Annotated in this window: 18 protein-coding genes; 6 read left to right on the top strand and 12 right to left on the bottom strand. The window is 68.6% G+C overall.

The genetic code is table 11. From position 1 onward, the window contains the following. Positions 1-8 precede the first annotated feature (8 nt). Complete coding sequence (locus OV427_RS20655) at positions 9-917, top strand: IS5 family transposase (RefSeq protein WP_267857853.1); 909 nt, start codon at positions 9-11, stop codon at positions 915-917. Here the strand turns inward: OV427_RS20655 and OV427_RS20660 are convergent. Both OV427_RS20660 and OV427_RS20665 read right to left on the bottom strand, forming a co-directional pair. Continuing rightward, positions 878-1,696: an endonuclease/exonuclease/phosphatase family protein gene (locus OV427_RS20660; protein WP_267857854.1), complete on the bottom strand. Its 819-nt coding sequence runs from the start codon at positions 1,694-1,696 to the stop codon at positions 878-880. The two genes, OV427_RS20655 and OV427_RS20660, sit on opposite strands and share 40 nt — an antisense overlap. Before the next feature lie 152 nt (positions 1,697-1,848). Continuing rightward, a complete protein-coding gene (locus tag OV427_RS20665) occupies positions 1,849-2,754 on the bottom strand; it encodes a LysR family transcriptional regulator (protein WP_267857855.1) in 906 nt (301 codons plus the stop codon). A gap of 110 nt (positions 2,755-2,864) precedes the next feature. Here OV427_RS20665 and OV427_RS20670 point away from each other — a divergent pair, with 110 nt between their 5' ends. The 3 genes from OV427_RS20670 to OV427_RS20680 all read left to right on the top strand — a co-directional run bounded on the left by OV427_RS20670 (position 2,865) and on the right by OV427_RS20680 (position 5,598). Beyond that, positions 2,865-3,911: an NAD(P)-dependent alcohol dehydrogenase gene (locus OV427_RS20670; protein WP_267857856.1), complete on the top strand. Its 1,047-nt coding sequence runs from the start codon at positions 2,865-2,867 to the stop codon at positions 3,909-3,911. 421 nt (positions 3,912-4,332) lie between these two features. Beyond that, positions 4,333-4,731, top strand: coding sequence for a VOC family protein (locus OV427_RS20675; RefSeq protein WP_267857857.1), 399 nt, complete (start codon positions 4,333-4,335; stop codon positions 4,729-4,731). A gap of 141 nt (positions 4,732-4,872) precedes the next feature. Further along, entirely contained in the window at positions 4,873-5,598 is a 726-nt protein-coding gene (locus OV427_RS20680) for a YciI family protein (RefSeq protein ID WP_267857858.1), read from the top strand. A gap of 33 nt (positions 5,599-5,631) precedes the next feature. Here OV427_RS20680 and OV427_RS20685 read toward each other — a convergent pair whose 3' ends face one another. From OV427_RS20685 to OV427_RS20725, 9 genes are read right to left on the bottom strand one after another with little or no spacing between them, the layout of a single operon-like run. Then, the gene (locus OV427_RS20685; RefSeq protein ID WP_267857859.1) at positions 5,632-7,041 is read right to left on the bottom strand and encodes an aldehyde dehydrogenase family protein; all 1,410 of its coding nucleotides are present in this window, start codon (positions 7,039-7,041) and stop codon (positions 5,632-5,634) included. A 28-nt stretch (positions 7,042-7,069) separates the two neighbouring features. After that, positions 7,070-9,247 carry a 3-hydroxyacyl-CoA dehydrogenase NAD-binding domain-containing protein gene (locus OV427_RS20690; protein ID WP_267857860.1) on the bottom strand — a complete coding sequence of 726 codons (2,178 nt, stop codon included), beginning with the start codon at positions 9,245-9,247 and terminating at the stop codon, positions 7,070-7,072. Positions 9,248-9,285: 38 nt separating this feature from the next. Continuing rightward, positions 9,286-10,497, bottom strand: coding sequence for an acetyl-CoA C-acetyltransferase (locus OV427_RS20695; RefSeq protein WP_267857861.1), 1,212 nt, complete (start codon positions 10,495-10,497; stop codon positions 9,286-9,288). Positions 10,498-10,531: 34 nt separating this feature from the next. Beyond that, complete coding sequence (locus tag OV427_RS20700) at positions 10,532-11,680, bottom strand: acyl-CoA dehydrogenase family protein (protein ID WP_267857862.1); 1,149 nt, start codon at positions 11,678-11,680, stop codon at positions 10,532-10,534. 17 nt (positions 11,681-11,697) lie between these two features. After that, the gene (locus OV427_RS20705) at positions 11,698-12,837 is read right to left on the bottom strand and encodes an acyl-CoA dehydrogenase family protein (protein ID WP_267857863.1); all 1,140 of its coding nucleotides are present in this window, start codon (positions 12,835-12,837) and stop codon (positions 11,698-11,700) included. A 16-nt stretch (positions 12,838-12,853) separates the two neighbouring features. Further along, a complete protein-coding gene (locus OV427_RS20710; RefSeq protein ID WP_267857864.1) occupies positions 12,854-14,692 on the bottom strand; it encodes an AMP-dependent synthetase/ligase in 1,839 nt (612 codons plus the stop codon). Between the two features lie 51 nt (positions 14,693-14,743). Then, a complete protein-coding gene (locus OV427_RS20715) occupies positions 14,744-15,571 on the bottom strand; it encodes an SDR family oxidoreductase (protein ID WP_267857865.1) in 828 nt (275 codons plus the stop codon). After that, complete coding sequence (locus OV427_RS20720) at positions 15,568-16,254, bottom strand: TetR/AcrR family transcriptional regulator (RefSeq protein ID WP_267857866.1); 687 nt, start codon at positions 16,252-16,254, stop codon at positions 15,568-15,570. Before OV427_RS20720 ends, OV427_RS20715 begins: the two co-directional genes overlap by 4 nt. Then, positions 16,251-17,093, bottom strand: a complete 843-nt coding sequence (locus OV427_RS20725) for an enoyl-CoA hydratase-related protein (RefSeq protein ID WP_267857867.1) — start codon at positions 17,091-17,093, stop codon at positions 16,251-16,253. Before OV427_RS20725 ends, OV427_RS20720 begins: the two co-directional genes overlap by 4 nt. Before the next feature lie 150 nt (positions 17,094-17,243). On the opposite strand from OV427_RS20725, the gene OV427_RS20730 reads away from it, so the two are divergent. Further along, complete coding sequence (locus OV427_RS20730; protein ID WP_267857868.1) at positions 17,244-18,224, top strand: aldo/keto reductase; 981 nt, start codon at positions 17,244-17,246, stop codon at positions 18,222-18,224. A gap of 3 nt (positions 18,225-18,227) precedes the next feature. Here OV427_RS20730 and OV427_RS20735 read toward each other — a convergent pair whose 3' ends face one another. Further along, positions 18,228-19,247, bottom strand: a complete 1,020-nt coding sequence (locus OV427_RS20735; protein WP_267857869.1) for an aldo/keto reductase — start codon at positions 19,245-19,247, stop codon at positions 18,228-18,230. Positions 19,248-19,307: 60 nt separating this feature from the next. Here OV427_RS20735 and OV427_RS20740 point away from each other — a divergent pair, with 60 nt between their 5' ends. Continuing rightward, positions 19,308-20,051: a DUF429 domain-containing protein gene (locus OV427_RS20740; RefSeq protein ID WP_267857870.1), complete on the top strand. Its 744-nt coding sequence runs from the start codon at positions 19,308-19,310 to the stop codon at positions 20,049-20,051. Positions 20,052-20,057 lie beyond the last annotated feature (6 nt).

The raw sequence follows: 20,057 nt of genomic DNA on the forward strand, positions 1-20,057 counted from the left end.
AGGACGCGATGCGTGGGACTCCCAAGCAGCAGACGACGATGTTCAGCCTGAGGAGCCCGAGGGAGCGCGTCGCGAAGGACCATCCGCTTCGCCGGGTGAAGGACATGGCCGACGCGGCGTTGGCGGCGCTCTCCCCGACGTTCGACCGGATGTACAGCCGGATGGGCCGCCCCAGCATCCCGCCGGAGCAGTTGCTGAAGGCCTCGCTGCTGATGGCCTTCTACTCGGTGCGCGGCGAGCGGCTCTTCTGCGAGCAACTCGACTACAACCTCCTCTTCCGCTGGTTCCTCGACATGGGCATCGAGGAGGTGTCGTTCGACCACAGCACCTTCTCGGTCAACCGCACGCTGTTGCTGGAGCATGACGTCGCCCGGCAATTCTTCGCGGCCGTCGTGGGCCAGGCGCAGCGGGCGGGGCTGACGAGCAGCGAGCACTTCAGCACGGTGGACTTCCACGGCCAGAAGCGAAGCAACGCCACGCACGAGTCGAAGACGGACCCGGAGGCGAAGCTGATGCGCAAGGGGGACGGGAAGGAAGCGAAGCTGAGCTACTGCCTCAATGGGCTGATGGAGAACCGGCACGGGCTGCTCATCGACCTGCGCCTGCTGGAGGCCACGGGCACCGCGGAGCGGGATGCGGCCATTGGCATGCTGCACGAGGCGGTACCGGGCACTCGACGCGTCACCGTGGGAGCGGACAAGGGCTACGACACGAAGGACTTCGTGGCCGACTGCCGGCACCTGGTCGTCACGCCCCACGTCGCCCAGAACGCCAGCGTCCGACGCCGCTCGGCCATCGACGCACGCACGACGACGAGCGCGGGCTCGACCGCGGTGCCCCCAAGAGGGGGCAGAGCGGCAGCCACACGAGGGGGGCGCTACTTCTTCTTGTCAGCTGGGATGTGCACGTTGCTGTAGATCAGCGGGTGGTCGCTCGCGCGCCGGACCTTCTTGCTGACATCGCGGTCGTAGCCGTCGAAGTGCACGCTGGGCGACCCGAAAATCCAGTCGATTCCTACCTGGTGCGAGTGCGGGTTCTTCCCGTTCATCGCCGCCTTCATGTCGGTGCCCTTGGTGATGTGCTGCCGGGCCTCCGCCTTCTCGTTCATGTCACCCGTCAAGATCACCGGGTGGCCGGTCGTCTTCTCCAGGTGCTTGATGAACGCGATCTCCTTCGCGGTCGCGATGTCGCGGTTTCTTTCATTGTCCGGGTGCTTCTTGGTGTCGGCCGGGTTGTGGACGTTCATCACCCACACCTTCTGCCCGGTCTCCTTGTCCTTCAGCAGCACCACCGGCATCTGCTTCTTGTTGCCCTCGAAGTACGGGACGGTCACGTGCGTCCCCTTCACGAACTCGAACTTGTCCTTGCGCCACGCAATCGAGTTCACCGGGTCCGCGCCCCCGTGCTTGCCCGGGTACAATTCGAACTCGTGCTTGGTGTCGTGCATGAACGCCTGGCGCTGGCTCTTCTCGAACTCCTGGAAGCCGACGACGTCCAGCTTGTGCTTCTGGATCACCTGCGCGGCGAGCTTCATCCGCTCTACGCCGGAGGGGCGGGACGCCTTGTTCCCACCGGGCGCGGTGTGGCTGGCGCCGAGGACGTTGAACGAGCCGATCTTGAAGTCAGTCGGGCCCTTCGACTTCGAGCCGTGGTGGTGAGCCGGGGCAGCGTGATGGGCGGACGCGAGGACTCTCATGCGCAGATTCTCGGCAGGTGAGAGCCGGAGTTGCGCCCTGCTCTGCACAGGGTGTCGCCCGCTGGCGAAGAGGTGCGCCATTCACACACCTTGACCTACTTTCAATGGCCCGCCGCCTGCGAAGATGTGCCGCGCGCGACAGAGGTCTCCCCTCAACGTGCCGAGGCCGTCACCTCGCGGGCCACGTCCAGGAAGGCTCGGAACGCGGGGGACACCTGGGCGCGGCTGGGGAAGTAGAGGAAGAAGCCATCCACCTGCGCCGCGTAGGGCTCCAATACCCGCCGCAGGGTGCCGCGCTTCAGGTGCGGCTCGATGGTGGGCTCGAAGGCATACATGAGCGCGATGCCCGCCTCCGCCATGGCAATCAATGTCTGTTCGTCCGTACAGAGCAGCGGGCCGCGCACCGGGATGCGCCACTGCTTCTTCCCGCGCTCCAGCTCCCACGCATACCGCGAGCCGGTGGAGGGCTGGATGATGTTGAGGCAGTCGTGTTCCAGCAGGTCCTCCGGGCGCTGGGGCACGCCCTTGCGCTTGAGGTACGACGGCGCGCCCGCCACGACGAAGCGGTGCTTCTTCATCACCCGCACCTGCACCATGTCTCGAGCAATCGTCTCCGACGGACGGATGCCCGCGTCCAAGCCCTCCGCCACGATGTCCACGAAGCCGTCCTCGACGCGCAGCTCCACCTCCACCTGCGGGTAGCGCTCGGCGAAGCGCAGCAGGATGGGTGTGATGATGGGCGCCAGCACCACTCGGGGCACCGACAGCCGCACGCGCCCCGTCACCTCCCCCGCGCTGGCGGTGACTGTCCGCAGCGCCTCCAGCGCCAGCTCCACGGAGGGTCCCGCGCGCTCCATCAGGCGCTGGCCCGCGTCCGTCAGCGCCACGCTCCGGGTGGTGCGTGTGAGCAGCGGCACGCCCACCCGCGCCTCCAGCTGGCGTACCGACTGACTCAGCGCGGACGGTGAGACGCCCAGCTGGTGGGCCGCCGCCGCGAAGCTGAGCCGGCGTCCCACCACGAGGAAGGCACTCAGGGCATTGAGGGGCGTGAAGGCCATTCGACAGTTTTCCTACGGAGTGCGTGCGGATTCCATCCGTTTCGCAGTGGGGCTCCGGCCCCCATATTTCGTCGCGTCACGAGGGAAACCCTTCCCCAGGAGCCATGCCCATGATTCCCGTTCGCGCCTATGCCGTGCAGGACGCCCGGTCCCCCCTTGCCCCCTTCCAGTTCGAGCGCCGTGAGCCCGGCCCGCGCGACGTGCAGCTGGAAATCCTCTTCTGCGGCGTCTGCCACACGGACCTGCACATGATTCGCAACGACTGGGGCTTCTCGCCCTACCCGCTGGTGCCCGGCCACGAAATCGTCGGCCGCGTGGTGCGCGTGGGCAGCGAGGTGAAGAAGCTCCAGGTGGGCGACCTGGCGGGCGTGGGGACCATGGTCGACTCCTGCCGCACCTGCCGGAACTGCCAGGACGGCCTGGAGCAGTACTGCCGGGTCAGCAACGTCATGACCTACGGCGGGCGGGAGAAGGATGGAAGGACTGTCACCCAGGGCGGCTACTCGGAGGCCATCGTGGTGGACGAGCACTTCGCCCTCAAGGTGCCCTCGAACCTGGACCCGGCGGCGGTGGCGCCGCTGCTGTGCGCGGGCATCACCACGTACTCGCCGCTGCGCCACTGGGAGGTGGGCCCCGGCCAGCGGGTGGGCGTGGTGGGCCTGGGCGGGCTGGGCCACCTGGGCGTGAAGTTCGCGCGGGCGCTGGGCGCGCATGTCGTCGCGTTCACCCACTCCGAGCGCAAGACGCAGGACGCGCTGCGGCTGGGCGCGCACGAGGTCGTGGTGTCGACGCGCCCGGAGGAGATGGCGGCCCAGGCGGACCGGATGGACTTCATCCTGGACACCGTCTCCGCGGACCACGACGTCAACGCCTACCTGGAGCTGCTCAAGCGCGACGGGCACCTGGTCCTGGTGGGCTTCCCGGCGAAGCCGCTGCGGGTCTCCGCCATGCCCCTGCTCTCCCGGCGCGCCAGCTTCTCCGGCTCCGGCGCGGGCGGCCTCCCGGAAACGCAGGAGATGCTCGACTTCTGCGGCGAGCACGGCATCGTCTCCGACATCGAGCGCATCCGCATCCAGGACGTCAACACCGCCCTGGAGCGGCTGGAGAAGGGCGACGTGAAGTACCGCTTCGTCATCGACCTCCAGAGCCTGCGCTGACCCGGCATGCCCCGCACGCCTCGGGGGCGACGCCCGGCCGCCCGGGCTGGTCACTCCGGGTGCTTGGGGCGCACCCCCACGAGCTCTGGGGTGGCCCGAAGCGCTGGGGCCAACCGAGCAGGCCGCGAGGGCCATGCCAGGTGCTCCAGAATGAAACGGGTACGTAATCCCATACCTCGTATGAACTTCCCACCGGCTGGCGGCCAGAAGCACCACAGACGGCTGGATGCTCTCGACGAATCTGGCACGGCGCGATGATGCGTTGGATTCCCTCCATCGCATCATCATGTCCGCTGATAGGTGTCCCCCGTCGTGTAAAGGTTCACGAGGCCGGGCGCGCAGGAATGCCACGTGAAATCCCGGCGTGGGAGAGCCGCGCGTGGCGCCAGCGTTCGCGCGAGCCGATGGCGGGAGCTGCTGCATGGACACGGAGACGATGAAGCTGCGCGTGGCGAGGCCGACACGGAGCCTGGCGCAAGTGGTGCGCTTCTACCAGGAAGGGCTGGGCTTCGAGGTCCTCGGAGGCTTCGAGGACCACGCGGGCTTCGACGGCGTGATGCTCGGACATCGGGGCGCGCCATACCACCTGGAGTTCACGGTGGAGCGCGGACACGCCGCGCCGAGCGCGCCCTCGGAGGAGAACCTGCTCGTCTTCTACATCCCGGAGCGCGCCGCGTGGGAAGCCCGGGTGCGCCGCATGCAGACCGCGGGCTTCTCTCCCGTGCGCTCGCGCAACCCGTACTGGGACGTCCACGGGAAGACCTTCGAGGATCCGGACGGCTACCGCGTGGTGCTCTACCAGCGAGCTTGGGCGCTTTGACGTGCCGGATTCACACTTGATACCGGAGCCGCCGCATGGCTCCCCGGCGGACGGCAGCGGGCGTGTCGATCCGGAGCACGCTGATTCGTCATGATTCCAGAGCGAGGCACAGGGTCGAGCTCGAACCGAGGAGTGAGCTCAATGCGATTCATGGTCATGCACAAGATGACGGATGAGATGGAGAAGGGTCTCCCGCCGGAGCCGGCGATCATCGAGGGCGTCGGCAAGCTCATCGAAGAGGGCGCGAAGGAGAAGGTCTTCGTCTCGGGCGAAGGGCTCAAGCCTTCGTCACAGCGGGTGCACATCGTCTACAAGAGCGGCAAACGGACGATGACGAACGGCCCCTTCACCGATGCCCGGGAGCTCGCGGCCGGCTTCGCGCTCATGCGCGTGCGCTCGAAGGAGGAGGCAATCTCATGGTGCGACAAGCTCGCGGCCGTGCTGGGCGACGTGGAGCTCTTCCTGGGCGCGGTCAACGAGGCGTGGGACCTCGGCATGATGCCGAAGCCGGAGGATGCGCCGCTCCGCTTCCTGGCGATGCACAAGATGGACGAGCGCGCGGAGAATGAAGCGCCGCCAGATCCGCATACGAAGGCGAAGCTGGATGCGCTCATCGACCAGATGACGAAGGCGAGCGTCCTCCAGGCAACCGGAGGCCTCACGAGCACGAAGAAGGGCACGCGTATCCGATTCAAGAGCGGCAAGTACACGGTGATGGACGGGCCGTTCACGGAGTCGAAGGAGCTCATCGCCGGCTACGCGATTCTCGACCTGCCGTCGAAGGCGGCCGCCATCGATTGGGCGATTCGTTTCGGCGAGGTCGTGAAGGTGAACGAAATCGAAGTCCGGCAGATGGCGGAGGGATGAGCAGGCCCCGCCGCCGCCCCTGGCGCCCGCCCGTTACAGGAAGCGCTTGAAGAGGCCGAGCTTCCCGGCGTACGGCGGGTAGCGCAGCTTCATGTCGAGCGCGAAGGGCCGCTTCACCACGCTCTTCTTGTGGCTGAAGGCGTCGAAGCTCGACTGGCCGTGGTAGCCGCCGAGCCCCGACTCACCCACGCCGCCAAAGGGAAGCCCCTCGGCGGCGAAGTGCACGCACACGTCGTTGGTGACGGCGCCGCCGCTCGAAGTCTGCGCGAGGACGCGCTCGTTCACCGCGGCGTCGCGCGCGAAGCTGTAGAGGGCGAGCGGCTTCGGGCGCGAGCGCACGAAGCGGATGGCCTCATCGACGCTCGGACAGTCGACGAGGGGCAGCAGGGGGCCGAAGATCTCCTCCTGCATCAGCGGGCTCGACAGCGGCGCATCGGTGATGACGGTGGGCGCGAAGTAGCGGCTGGCCGCGTCGCGCTCGCCGCCGAAGGCGACCCTGCCATGGCCCGCGAGCGCGGAGATGCGCTCGAAGTGGCGGGTGCTGACGATGCGGCCGTAGTCGCTGCTCGTGCGCGCATCCGCGCCGTAGAAGTCCGTGACGGCCTTCTGGACCAGCTCGGCGAAGCGGCCCTTGAGCTCGGAGGGAATGAGCACGTAGTCCGGCGCGATGCACGTCTGTCCGGCGTTGACGTACTTGCCCCAGGCGATGCGCCGCGCCGTGACTTCGAGGTCCGCGCTCTTGTCGACGATGCAGGGACTCTTTCCACCCAGCTCCAGCACGGTGGGCGTGAGGTGCCGGGCCGCGGCCTCGGCCACGATGCGGCCCACGCTGGTTCCACCGGTGAAGAAGATGAGGTCCCAGCGCTCCGCGAGGAGCGCCTGGCTCTCGGCCACCCCTCCTTCCACGACGGAGACGACCTCCGGTGGAAAGGCCTCGCCCAGCATCCGCGCGAGCACGCTCGAAGTCGCGGGCGACAGCTCGCTGGGCTTCACCACGGCGGTGCAGCCCGCGGCGAGCGCCCCGATGAGCGGCGCAATCGCCAACTGGTAGGGGTAGTTCCACGGCGCGATGATGAGCGTCACGCCGAGCGGCTCCACGTACTGGTATGCCCGCGCCGGCTGGATGACGAGCGGCGCCGAGCCCTTCCGCGGCTTCATCCACGCCTTCACGTTCTTGAGGGCGCCCTTCAGCTCCCCGTAGATGCTGCCCACCTCCGTCAGGTAGGCCTCCTCCGCGCTCTTGGAGAGGTCCGCCTTGAGGGCGGCGAGGATTTCCGCCTCGTACTTGCGCGCCGCCCGCTCCAGCGCCTGCAACTGCTCCCGCCGCCACTCCAGCGGGAGCGTGACGCGCGTCTCGAAGTACGCGCGCTGCTTCTCAACGAGGGACTTCGCGTCGAGCAGAGGCGACGGCTCGGCGGCGAGGGGACTGGGACTCCGAGCCATCGGACTGCTCCTTGTTGTGAGAGTGGGGCTACTTCAAGAACTCGCCTTTTTCGGCCTTCTCGACGAGCGACGCGGGCGGCAGGAAGTGCTTCCCGTAGCGCTCCGCGAGCTGGCGCGCGCGGATGACGAAGCCGCGAGGCCCCGTGCCGGTCGGCCCTTCATACCCGTTGATGTACTGCACCACGCCGCCCGTCCACGCCGGGAAGCCGATGCCGAGGATGGAACCGATGTTCGCATCCGCCACGGAGCGGAGCACACCCTCGTCGAAGCACCGCACCGTGTCGATGGCCTCGGCGAACAGCATCCGCTCCTTCATGTCCTCGAAGGGAATGGTGTAGCCCGGCTTCGTGAAGTGCTGGGCGAGCCCCGGCCACAGATTGGTGCGCTTGCCATCCACGTAGTCGTAGAAACCGCCCCCGGTGGAGCGGCCCTTGCGCTGGTGCTGGTCGATGAGCGCGTCCACGACGGCGTAGCTGCCGTGCTCCGCCCACTTCTGGCCCGAGGCCTCGACGGCGGCCTTCGTCTCCAGGCGAATCTTGCGCGGCAGCGTCAGCGTGAGTTCGTCCATCAACTGGAGCGGCGCCGCGGGGTAGCCCGCCTGCTGACCCGCCTGCTCGATGGACGAGGGAGAGATGCCCTCGCCCACCATGGCGATGGCCTCGTTGAGGAAGGTGCCGATGACGCGGCTGGTGAAGAAGCCCCGGCTGTCGTTGACGACGATGGGCGTCTTCCCAATCTGCACCGCGATGTCGATGGCCTTCGCCAGCGTGGCATCGCTCGTCTTCTTGCCGGCGATGAGCTCCAGCAGCGGCATCTTGTCGACCGGAGAGAAGAAGTGCATGCCGACGAAGTCCGCCGGCCGCTTCACGCCCTCGGCAAGAAGAGTGATGGGCAGCGTGGAGGTGTTGGAAGCCAGCACCGCGTCCGGAGCGACGACGTCCTGAATCTCCGCGAACACCTTGTGCTTCAGCTCCACGCCCTCGAACACGGCCTCGATGACCAGGTCGCAGCCCGCGAGCGCCTTCGCATCCGCGGTGGGGACGATGCGCGCGAGGAGCGCGTCCCCCTTCTCCTTCGTGACCTTGCCCTTCTCGATGCCCTTCTGCACCAGCTTCACCGAGTACTGCTTGCCCTTCTCGGCCGACTCGAGGCTCACGTCCTTGAGCACCACGTCGATGCCGGCCTTGGCGCAGACGTAGGCGATGCCAGCGCCCATCATGCCCGCGCCGAGCACGCCCACCTTCTTCGCCGTGTGCTGCGGGAAGCCCTTGGGACGGCCGCCACCCGAGTTGATATGCTGCATGTCGAAGAAGAACGCCTGAATCATGTTCTTCGCGACCTGGCCGGTGGCCAGCTCGGTGAAGTAGCGCGACTCGATGGCGAACGCGGTGTCGACGTCCACCTGCGTGCTCTCGACGGCCACGGCCATGATGGCGCGCGGCGCCGGCATGTTCGCGCCCTTGAGCTGCTTGCGCAGGTTGGCGGGAAAGGCGGGCAGGTTCGCCGCGAGGCCCGGGTTGGACGGGGTGCCGCCCGGAATCTTGTAGCCCTTCACGTCCCACGGCTGCTGCGCGCTCGGGTTCGCCTTCACCCACGCCTTCGCCGCGGGCAGGAGCGCGTCCACCGACTCCACCACCTCGTGCACGAGGCCGACTTCCTTCGCCTCCTGCGGACGGAGGCGCTGGCCCTGGAGCAGGACCTTCATCAGCGCATCCACGATGCCGAGCATCCGCACCGTGCGCACCACGCCGCCGCCGCCGGGCAGCAGGCCGAGCGTCACCTCCGGCAGGCCAATCTGCGCGCCCTTCACGTCCGCGACGATGCGTCGGTGACACGCGAGCGCGATTTCGAGCCCACCTCCGAGCGCCGCGCCGTTGATGGCCGCGACGACGGGCTTGCCCAGCGTCTCCAGCGTCCGCAGCTGCGCCTTGATTTCCTGCCCCAGCTCGAAGACCTGCTGCGCGTTCTCCTTCTTCACGCTGCGCAAGTCGTTCAGGTCGCCACCGGCGAAGAAGGTCTTCTTCGCGGAGGTGATGACCACGCCGGTGATGTTGTTCTTCTCCTGGACCAGACGGTCCACCACCGCACGCATGGACTTCACGTAGGCGGCATTCATGGTGTTCGCGGACTGGCTCGGGTCATCCAACGTCAAGATGACGATGCCGTCGGCGTCTCGTTCCCAGCGGATGGTGCTTTGCTCACTCATGGGTTCGCTCGAAAGGGTGTCGAAAGAAGAGGAAGGAATCAGACGCGCTCGACGAGGGTGGCCACGCCCATGCCGCCGCCGACGCAGAGGGTGACGACCGCGCGGCGCGCCTTGCGGCGCTCCAGCTCGTCCACCACCGTGCCCAGAATCATCGCGCCCGTGGCGCCCAGCGGATGGCCCATGGCGATGGCGCCGCCGTTGACGTTGAGCTTCTCGTCCGGGATGCCGAGGTCCTTCTGGTACTTGAGGACCACGGAGGCGAAGGCCTCGTTGAGCTCGAAGAGGTCGATGTCCTTCGGCGTGAGGCCGGCGATATCGAGCAGCTTCTTCGTGGCCGGCAGCGGACCGGTGAGCATGATGGTCGGCTCCGCGCCAGACGTGGCGACGGCGGCGATACGCGCCCGCGGCGTCAGGCCGAGCGACTTGCCCACCTGCTCCGAGCCCACCAGCACCAGCGCCGCGCCGTCGACGATGCCGGACGAGTTGCCCGGCGTGTGCACGTGATGGATGCGCTCCACGGAGTGGTACTTCTGCAGCGCCACCGCGTTGAAGCCGCCCATCTCACCCATGCCCTCGAAGGACGGGTTGAGCTTGCCGAGCGAGGCCACCGTGGTGTCCGCGCGCATGTGCTCGTCGCGGTCCAGGATGGTGAGGCCGTTCTGGTCCACCACGGGGACGACGGACTTCTTGAAGTACCCGCCGGCCCAGGCCTTCGCGGCCAGCTCCTGCGAGCGCGCGGCGTAGCGGTCCACGTCCTCGCGGGTGAAGCCCTCCATCGTCGCGATGAGGTCCGCGGAGATGCCCTGCGGCACGAAGTACGTGTCGTAGTTGGTGGCGGGGTCCATGGCCCACGCGCCGCCGTCCGAGCCCATGGGCACGCGCGACATGCTCTCCACGCCGCCCGCGATGACCAGGTGCTCCCAGCCCGAGCGCACCTGCTGCGCGGCCATGTTCACCGCCGTCAGGCCGGAGGCGCAGAAGCGGTTGAGCTGCACGCCACCGACCGTCTCGGGAAGGCCCGCCGCGAGCACCAGCGTCCGGGCGATGTCCGCGCCCTGGTCACCCACGGGGGAGACGATGCCGAGCACCAGGTCGTCGATGCGCTTCGGGTCCAGGCCCGGGTTGCGCTTCTTGAGCGCATCCACCAGCCCGACGAGCAGCGAGATGGGCTTGGTCCCATGCAGCGCGCCCTTCTTGCCCTTGCCGCGAGGGGTGCGAACGGCGTCGAAGATGAAAGCTTCTTGGCTCACCAGGAGCCTCCTTGGAGGAGTGGGTGGAAGGGGTCTACAGGGAACGGGCGACGAGCTCTTTCATGACCTCGTTGGCGCCAGCAAGGATTCGCAACACTCGCGTATCCGCGAACAGGTGGGCAATGGGGTACTCCTTCATGTACCCGTAGCCGCCAAACAGCTGCAGGCACCGGTCCGCGACGATGCAGGCCTGGTCCGTCACCCAATACTTGGCCATGGCCGCCGTTGTCACATCAAGCCTGCCCGCCAGGTGGGCTTCGATGCAGTCGTCGATGAAGGTGCGACAGACACGCCTCAGGGTCGCACACTCGGCCAGCTCGAAGCGCGTGTTCTGCAGAGCGAAAAGCGGCTTGCCGAAGACGTGCCGCTGCTTCGTGTAGTCGATGGTGACCTCCACGGCGCGCTCCAGGCTCGCCATGGCGATGAGCGCCGTGCTCAGCCGCTCCTGGGGGAGTTGCTGCATGAGCTGGATGAAGCCTTTGCCCTCCTCGCCGCCGAGCAGGTTCACCGCGGGGACCTTCAGGTCATCGAAGAAGAGCTCGGTGGTGTCCTGGCCCTTCCCGCCGAGCTTCTCGAGGATGCGACCCCGCTGGAAGCCGGGCGTGGTGTCGGAGACCTCGGCACACAGCAGGGAGATGCCGGCGTGGCCCTTCGCGTCCCCCGTCCGCGCCGCGATGATGAGGAAGTCGCACACGTGGCCGTTGGAGATGAACGTCTTCGCCCCGCTCACCCGGTAGAAGTCGCCTTCACGCACCGCGCGGGTGGAAATGGCCTGGAGGTCCGAGCCCGTCCCCGGCTCCGTCATCGCGATGGCGCCCACCCACTCACCGCTGGCGAGCTTCGGCAGCCACTTCTGTTTCTGGGCCTCGGACGCGTAGGCAAGGATGTAGTGCGCGACGATGGTGCAGTGCACCGCGAAGCCCATGGACGGGTCTCCGGCGCGAATCTGCTCCTCGATGAGGACCGCCTCGTGCGCGAAGGTGCCACCGCCGCCGCCGTAGGCCTCGGGGATGGACATGCAGAGCAGCCCCAGCTCGCCCGCCCGCCGGTAGAGCGCCTTGTCCGGATACCCCTGGGCCACGTGCTTGGGCACGTTGGGGAGGACTTCCTTCGTGAAGTAGCTGGCCGCGAGGCCTCGCACCTGCTCGAGCTCGTCCGAGCTCCACCGAGAACGTGCCGTCATGTCCGTCTCTCTCCGTTCTACAGCCCGAACGTCTTGCCGATGATGTCGCGCTGGATTTCGCTCGTGCCGCCGTAGACGGTGGAGATGACCGTGGCGCGCAGGTGCGACTCCATGTCGTACTCAGTGGCGTAACCGTAGCCGCCCATCATCTGCATGCCTTCGAGCGCCACGCGCTTGGCCGTCTCGGTCGTCTTCAGCTTCGCCATGGAGGCCTCGCGAGGGAGCATCCGCTCGGGCGCCTCGTCCGCCATCGCGGCCACGCGGTAGAGGAGCAGCTCGCAGCAGTCGAGCTCGGTGGCCAGGTCCGCGATGCGGTGCTTGAGCGCCTGGAACGAGCCCACCGGCCTGCCGAACTGCTTGCGCTCCTTCACGTACGTGACGGCGTCGTCGAACGCGCGCCGGCCACGGCCGAGCATGGTGGCCGCGAGGATGAGTCGCTCGCTGTTGAGCCCCGCCATCAACTGCGGCCAGGCCTGGTCCACGGCGCCGACGACGGCGCTCTCCGGCAGGAAGCAGTCGGTGAAGAAGACGTCATTGACGTCCCTGCCCGCCATCGTGGGGATGCCGCGAATCTCCACCCCGGGCGTGCCGGTGGGGACGCAGAACATCGTGAGTCCCTCATGCCGCGAGCCCGTGGTGCTCGTGCGAGCCACGAGCAGCATGTGGTCCGCGAGGTGCGCGTTGGAGCACCAGGTCTTCTGCCCGTTGATGACGAAACCACCCTGCGTCCGCGTCGCGCGGCAGGTGATGGCGGCGGCGTCCGAGCCGGCTCCAGGCTCGGAGATGGAGATGGCCTCCACCCGGCCCTGGACGATGCCGCCGAGGACCTTCTCGCGCTGGGCCTCGGTTCCGAACTTCGCGTACGGACCGGCGGCGACCGCCGTGGTGACATAGCCCCCCACCGGGGCGAGCCCGTACGCGGTGCGCTCTGCGAAGAGGCACATGTCGGCCATGCCGCCGCCCGAGCCGCCGTACTTCAGCGGCAGGCCCACCCCGAGCCAGCCGAGCTCCGCCATCTGCGCGTAGAGGGCGGGGTTGTGGGCCTCGGTGCCGTTGCGGGTCAGCGCGTCGCGCTGCGCGCGCGTCCCCGTCTTGTCGCGGCAGAACGCGTCGATGGCGGCGGCGAAGGAGGCTTGCTCCGGGGTTCTCGCGTGCATGGGATTGGAGGCCCTTTCAGGCGTTTGCGTAGAGCGAGGCGATGCGCTCGGCGTACTTCTCGAGGATGACGCGGCGCTTGAGCTTGAGGGTGAGCGTGATTTCGCCCGTCACGGGAGACCACGCCTCGGGGACCACGTCGTAGCGCTTGAGCTGCTCCGCCCGGGAGAGCCGGGCGTTGGTCCTGGCCACGAGGGAGTCGAGCTCTGCGCGAATCGTCGGGTCGCGCATGAGGTCGACGAGCGACTGCGCCGCGAGGCCGCGGGCCCTGGCCCAGAGCGGCGCGGCTTCCGGGTCGAGGGACACAAGTGCCGTCAAGAAGGGCCGATTGTCACCAATCGCCATCGCCTGACCGACGAGCGGGTGCGCGCGCAGCATTCCCTCAATCTTCGAGGGCGCGATGTTCTTCCCGCTCGAGGTGATGATCAGCTCCTTCTTCCGGTCGGTGATGGAGAGGAAGCCGTCGGGGTCGACCGTGCCGATGTCGCCGGTGGCGAGCCAGCCATCCCTGTCCGTCGCGCTGACAATCCGGCCGTCCTCGGAGAGGTAGCCGAGGAACACCACGGGGCCGCGGACGAAGATTTCACCGTCCGGGGCCAGCCGGAGCTGCACCCCGGGGATGGTCCGCCCCACCGCGCCGACGCGGAAGTCCGTGGGCGTGTTGACGGTGGCGCAGCCGGTCGTCTCGCTCATGCCCCAGACCTCCAGCACCTTGATGCCGAAGCCGCCGAGGTACTCGAGGATGTCGACGGGGATGGGCGCCGAGCCGCTGCTCGCCCACACCAGCGCGTCCAGCCCGAGCGTCTGGCGCAGGGGCTTCAGGACTCGCGCCTCCGCCTCCTCCGCCTTCCGCTGAAGCTCCGGGGGCACGGCCCTACCGGAGCCTTCGAGCTGGAAGGCCTCCAGCGCCACCGCGTGGGCGGCGAGGATGGCCTCGCGCTTCGGCGCTTCGAGCATGTCCAGCTTCGCCCGCAGGCCCGCGGCGAGCTTCTCCCACAGGCGCGGTACGCCGAAGAACGCGGGGGCCCGCGCCCGCGCCAGCATCGGCATCACGCCCGCCGGGTCCGTGCAGATGTGCACGTGCAGCGCCTTGTAGAGTGCGCGGTAGAGGCCGAGCTCGCGCTCGCCAATGTGCGCCAGCGGGAGGTAGGCGATGGAGGAGACCCGCATCGGGACGGGGGCGCAGAGGTCCACCGCGACGGCCTCGTAGAAGGCGTTGCGGTGGCTCAGCACCACGCCCTTCGGGTCACCGGTGGTGCCCGAGGTGTAGATCATCGAGATGGGGTCCTCGGGCCGGATGGCCTTCCAGCCGTCCTCGAAGACGGCGGGGTCCGCCTCGTGCAGCCCGCGTCCCTCGGCTTCGACCTGGGCGTAGGAGACGAAGCGCGCATCCCCGGCGGGAATCGCCGAGGCGTCGACGACGATGACCCGCTTGAGCGCCCGGAGCGTGTCGAGCACCGGCAGCCACCGTGAGACTTCGTCCGCGCCCTCCAGCACCACCACCGTGGCCGCGCTGTGCCGCGCGACATAGCCTATCTGCTCGGTGCTCAGCGTCTGGTACGCGGTGCAGGGGATGGCGGCGAGGTGGGCCGCCGCATAGTCGATGACCCAGTGCTCCGGCCGGCCGGACATCATGATCATCATCCGCTCGCCGCGCTTCAGCCCGAGCGCGCCGAGCCCCCGACAGAGCACGGCTGTCTGCTCACGCAGCAAGGCCCAGGTGAGCGTCCTGTCTCCGGCGGTGAGGGCGGGCTCGCCCGCGTACTCCTCGGCATTGCGCTTGAGCAGGAGCGGCAGCGTGAGCTTGTCCGCCTGTGATTGGCACTGCGCTTCCAGGGCTGCGAGGGACGGACCCATGGGTACCTCCTCCGAGTCATTGGCCTTGCGTGCTGTGTGGGGTGTTTCTCTTCAGGGGTCGACGTAGAGGTCGAGCAGGACGTCGGGCCCGCCGCCGTAGCGCGTGAAATCGGTGACGCCCTCGGCACGGAGGACGTCCTCGTCGATGAAGGTGTGGCCGGTGCACTCGCGCGGCCGGCGCTGGAGGATGGCCACGGCCGCGTCCGCCATGATGTCCGGCGCGCGGGCCCGCTCCATCGAACTGTCGCCCCCGAGCAGGTTCTTCACCGCGGCGGTGGCGATGAGCGTCCGGGGCCAGAGCGCATTCGCGGCGATGCCAGCCTCGGCGAACTCCGCGGCCCAGCCGAGCGTGAGCAGCGTCATCCCGTACTTGGCGAGCGTGTACGCCGGGTGCTTCCCCATCCAGTGCGGCGCGAGGTTGACGGGCGGCGACAGCGAGAGGATGTGCGCCTGGGAGGAGCGCCGCAGGTGCGGCAGCGACGCGCGCGTCAGGAGGAACGTCCCGCGCAGTTGAATCTGCTGCATCAGGTCGAAGCGCTTGACGGACAGCTCGTCCGTCTTGAGCGGAGCGAGGGCGCTCGCGTTGTTCACGCAGAAGTCGATGCCGCCGAAGCGCGCCACCGTCTCGTCCACGGCCCGCTGCACGTCCGCTTCGTCGCGCACGTCGCCGACCACCGCGAGCGCCCGGCCGCCCGCGGCTTCGATTTCCGCGGCCGCCGTGTGCACCGTCCCGGGCAGCCTCGGGTCCGGGGTGTCCGTCTTCGCCAGGAGCGCGACGTTGGCGCCCAGCCGTCCCGCCGCGACGCCAATCGCCAACCCGATGCCGCGGCTTCCCCCGGACATCAACAACGTGCGTCCCGCGAGCGGCTTGAGAGTCATGGCTCTTCCCTTCCCCGCTTGGGCCCCGTCTTCGGCGCCTTCGCGTCGCCACGCTCGGGACCGGACTGGTGAGCCAATTGGGGGAACACGTCGCGCACGATGGTGATGAGCGCTTCGCTCAGGAGCAGGTGCGCGTCCTCGCGGGAGAGCGTCCCACCGCGAATCCACTCGCGGATGGTGGCCTTCACCAGGCCGGCGTAGGAGCGCATCATCGCCCGGTGCCGTGCGTCGCTTCCGACCTCCACTTTGAGGCCCAGGAACTCGAGCGTCTTCAAGGAGGCCACGTCGTCCGCCTCGGCGATGATGCGGTCCACCTCCGGGTCCGAGCCGATGCCCCCCGAACCGGTGACGGCCACGTACGTCTTTCCGTAGGTCGCCACCGTGTTGAGGTACCACTCGACGCTGCGCTCCACCCGCTGCCTCAAGCTCCCGGTCATGGGCACGTTCTCTTCCAGGCCAGGCATGAGCAGCATCCTCTTCACGACCTTCAAGTAGAGGTCCCGCTTCTGCCCGAAGTAGTGGTTGATGAGCCCCCGCGCGACGCCTGCCTCCAGGGCGATGTCCGTGGTGGAGACGTCCGCGTACGGGCGCTCGCCGAACAGCCGCGCGGCGCATTCGAGAATCTGTTCCCGGCGCGTGTCCGGCTCGAGCCGCTTCCAGCGTGGAGCTTCGGCGGAGCTCATGACTGCCCCTCCAGCCAGGGGAGGAATGCCGGCAGGTCCTCCCCGAGCGTCCGGGGGAACTTCGCGGGCCGCTTCTGCAGGAAGGACATCACGCCCTCCACCGCGTCCGCGCTCTGACCCAGGCTCGCGATGAGCCGGCTGTCGAGCGCGAAGGCGGGCTCGGGCGAAGGAAGCGCGCTCATCCGGTAGAGCTCCTGCCGGATGACGGCGACGGACACCGGCGCGGTGGTCTCCACCAATTCGCGGGCGAGCGCATGGGCGGCGTCGAGCAGGGCCTCGGGCTCGTGGAGGGAGCGCACCAGGCCCGCGCCGAGCGCCTCCTCCGCGGGGATGAGCCGGCCGCTCACCATCCAGTCGAGCGCGCGCCCCATTCCGACGATGCGCGGCAGGAACCAGCTCGAGCCCGCTTCCGGATAGATGCCACGCCGGCTGAAGACGAAGCCGAAGCGGCTGTCCTTCGCGGCGAGGCGGAAGTCCGCGGGGAGAATCATCGTCGAGCCCACACCCACGGCGGCGCCATGGACGGCGGCGATGACCGGCTTTCGCAGCGCGAACATCCGGCGCGTCACGCGGGTCGCCGGCTCAATCCAGCCGCGCGCCAGGACCTCTTCGTTCATCACCTCGAGCGATTGGCCGCTGAGGTCCGCTCCCACGCAGAAGTCCCTGCCGGCGCCGGTGAGGATGACCACGCGCACGTCTTCGTTCGCATCCGCGGCGTCGAGCGCGTGGGCGAGCTCGTCCGCCATGGTCACCGTGAAGCCATTGCGCGCTTCGGGGCGGTGCAGCTCGAGCGTGGCAATCCGGCCCGAGAGGGAAGACCGGATGTGTTGGTAGCTCATGGATGGGAACCTCCGTGCTCCCGTGAGAATGATGATGGGAGCTTATTGGCACAGTGTCAACAACAAGGGCCGCTCGGAAACCTGTCTGGCTTTCGACGTGTCGCGTCACCGCGCGGCCGTGGAATTTCTGGATGCGCTACGTAGGGTCGCATGACTCGGACCCTCGGTGCTCACGGGCCGCCCGTCTCCTCGTTGGGCCTCGGACTCGCCGCGCTCGGCCGGCCGGGCTACATCACCCTCGGCCATGGCGCGGACTTCGGTGAGGACCGCTCCGTCCCCGCCATGGAGCGCCAGGCCCATGCGGTGCTGGATGCCGCGTATGACGCCGGTGTCCGCTACTTCGACGCCGCCCGCTCGTACGGCCGCGCGGAGGCGTTCCTCGCCTCGTGGCTCGCCGCGCGCGGGCTGCGCGCCGGGGACGTCACCGTGGGCTCCAAGTGGGGCTACACGTACACCGCCGACTGGCAGGTCCGCGCCGAACACCACGAGGTGAAGGACCACACCCTGCCCACGCTCCAGCGGCAGCTCGGGGAGAGCCGCGCGCTGCTCGGCCGCCACCTGGCGCTGTACCAGATTCACTCCGCCACTTTTGAGAGCGGCGTGCTGCGAGACACCGCCGTCCTCTCCGCGCTGGCCCGGTTGAGGGAGCAGGGGCTGGCGGTGGGACTGTCCTTGAGCGGTGCCTCGCAGGCGGACGTGCTGCGGCGCGCGCTGGAGGTCCGCGTGGACGGAGCGCCGGTGTTCTCCTGCGTGCAGGCCACGTGGAACCTGCTGGAGCGCTCCGCCGGGCCCGCGCTCGCGGAGGCCCACGCCGCTGGCTGGGGTGTCATCGTCAAGGAGGCCGTGGCCAATGGCCGGCTCACCTCGCGCGACTCCAGCCCGGAGCTGCGCCCCTTGCGCGAGCTGGCTTCCGAGCACGGCGTGACACCGGATGCGCTCGCGCTCGCCGCGGTGCTCGCGCAGCCGTGGGTGTCCGTGGTGCTCAGCGGCGCTTCCACCGTGGAGCAGCTCCGGGACAACCTGGCCGCGCGCTCCGTGCCTTGGAGCGCGAAGCTGGATTCACGACTGCACGGCCTGGTGGAGGCGCCTCGCGATTACTGGGCGAAGCGCTCCTCCCTGCCGTGGAACTGAAGGCTACTTCGCGGGGGGCACGCGGTCCGCGCCCTGCCGCTCGAGCATCCACTGCGGGTACTCGTCCGGGAGCTTCGAGACGGCGTCGAGCTTCTTGAGCTGCTCGGGCGTCAGCTTCAGCGTGGTGGCCGCGAGGTTGTCCTCGAGCTGCTGCTCGTTCTTCGCGCCGATGATGATGGTGGTGACGTGCTGCTGGTGCAGCAGCCACGCGAGCGCCACGCGCGCCACGGAGACGTTGTGCTCCTTCGCCACACCGTCCATCACGTCGATGACGTCATAGGCGCGGTCCTTGTTGATGGGCGGGAAGTCGAAGTCGACGCGGCGGCTGCCCTGCGGGCCCTGCTGCTCGCGGCGGTACTTGCCGCTGAGGAAGCCACCGGCCAGCGGGCTCCACACCATGAGGCCCAGGTGCTGGTCCTTCATCAGCGGCACCAGCTCGCGCTCCAGGTCGCGCCCGGCGATGGTGTAGTAGGCCTGCAGCGACTCGAAGCGGGCCAGGCCCTTGTTCTCGCTGATGCCCAGCGCCTTCATGAGCTGCCACGCGGCCAGGTTGGACGCGCCGAGGTAGCGCACCTTGCCCTGACTGACGAGGTCGTCGAGCGCGCGCAGCGTCTCGTCCAGCGGCGTGACGGGGTCGTAGCCGTGAATCTGGTACAGGTCGATGTAGTCGGTACCCAGGCGCTTCAGGCTCGAGTGGACGGAGTCCATGATGTGGCCCCGCGACAGGCCCAGCTCGTTGGGGCCCGGACCCATGCGCCCGCGGACCTTGGTGGCCAGCACGACGTTGGAGCGCTTCGCGCCCAGCGCCTTGCCGAGGAGCTGCTCGGAGGCGCCATTGGAGTAGACGTTGGCGGTGTCGAAGAAGTTGATGCCCGCGTCCAGGGAGCGGCCCACGAGCTTGTCCGCCTCCTCCTGGCCCTGCGTGCCGACGACCTTCCAGAAGCCCTCGCCGCCGAAGGTCATGGCTCCGAAGCACAGCTCCGAGACATAGAGGCCGGTGCGGCCCAGCTGCCGGTAATTCATGTGCGTGCCACCTCGTGTGTCCTGCTTGGGGACTGAGGGCGGGAGATGTAACGGGTTGAGGTGGACGGCGCAGCACTCCCGGTGCATGAGGAGGGCGTGCGCTTCGTGGGCTGGGATTTGACGGACCCGTACTCGCGCGCGTGTCGCCCGGTGGACATCGCGGAGGTCGACACGCGCGGACGGGTGCGCTTCTCCGAGGCCCGGTGGCCCGCGCCTCCGTCAAGGGGCGGTGACTTCAACCCCGTCGTGCTGGCGGCGGCGTTCCCCGTGGGCGCGGAGGATGTGCTCGTCGTGGATGGACCGCAGGCGCTGGCACGGCCGGGGGCACAGGTGAGGGAGGCGGAGCGGCTGCTGCGGGCTCCTGGGAGGACGCCGGACGTACTGCCCGTGCCGGGGCGCCCGTTCTGTGGGTTCGTGCGCGGGAGCGTGCTGCTGTTCGCCGGACTGCGGGCCCGGGGTGGGTTGCCGATGCTGGACGTGGACACGGCATCCGTCCGTGAGGCGCGGCTGTTCGAGGCGTTCCCCGGCGCGACGTGGCGGGAGTTGGCTGTGGAGAAGTTGGGGGCAAAGGCGTCACGCGACGGGCGTGAGCGGCGGCGCGCGGTGCTGGAGGAGAACGGGCTGCGCTTTCCGGAGGGGGATTTGCCCACGCATGACCAGCTCGATGCGGCGCTGTGTGCCTGGCTGGGGTGGCTGACGCGGAAGGCGCCGGAACGAGTGGTGGCCGTGGGTGCACCGCTCACGGTGGATGCGCACGGGTGGCTTCGCGAGGGCTGCATTTTGGACCTGTCACGGGGGCGGTGACTCGCG

This window comes from Pyxidicoccus sp. MSG2 (assembly GCF_026626705.1).
Classification (GTDB): domain Bacteria; phylum Myxococcota; class Myxococcia; order Myxococcales; family Myxococcaceae; genus Myxococcus.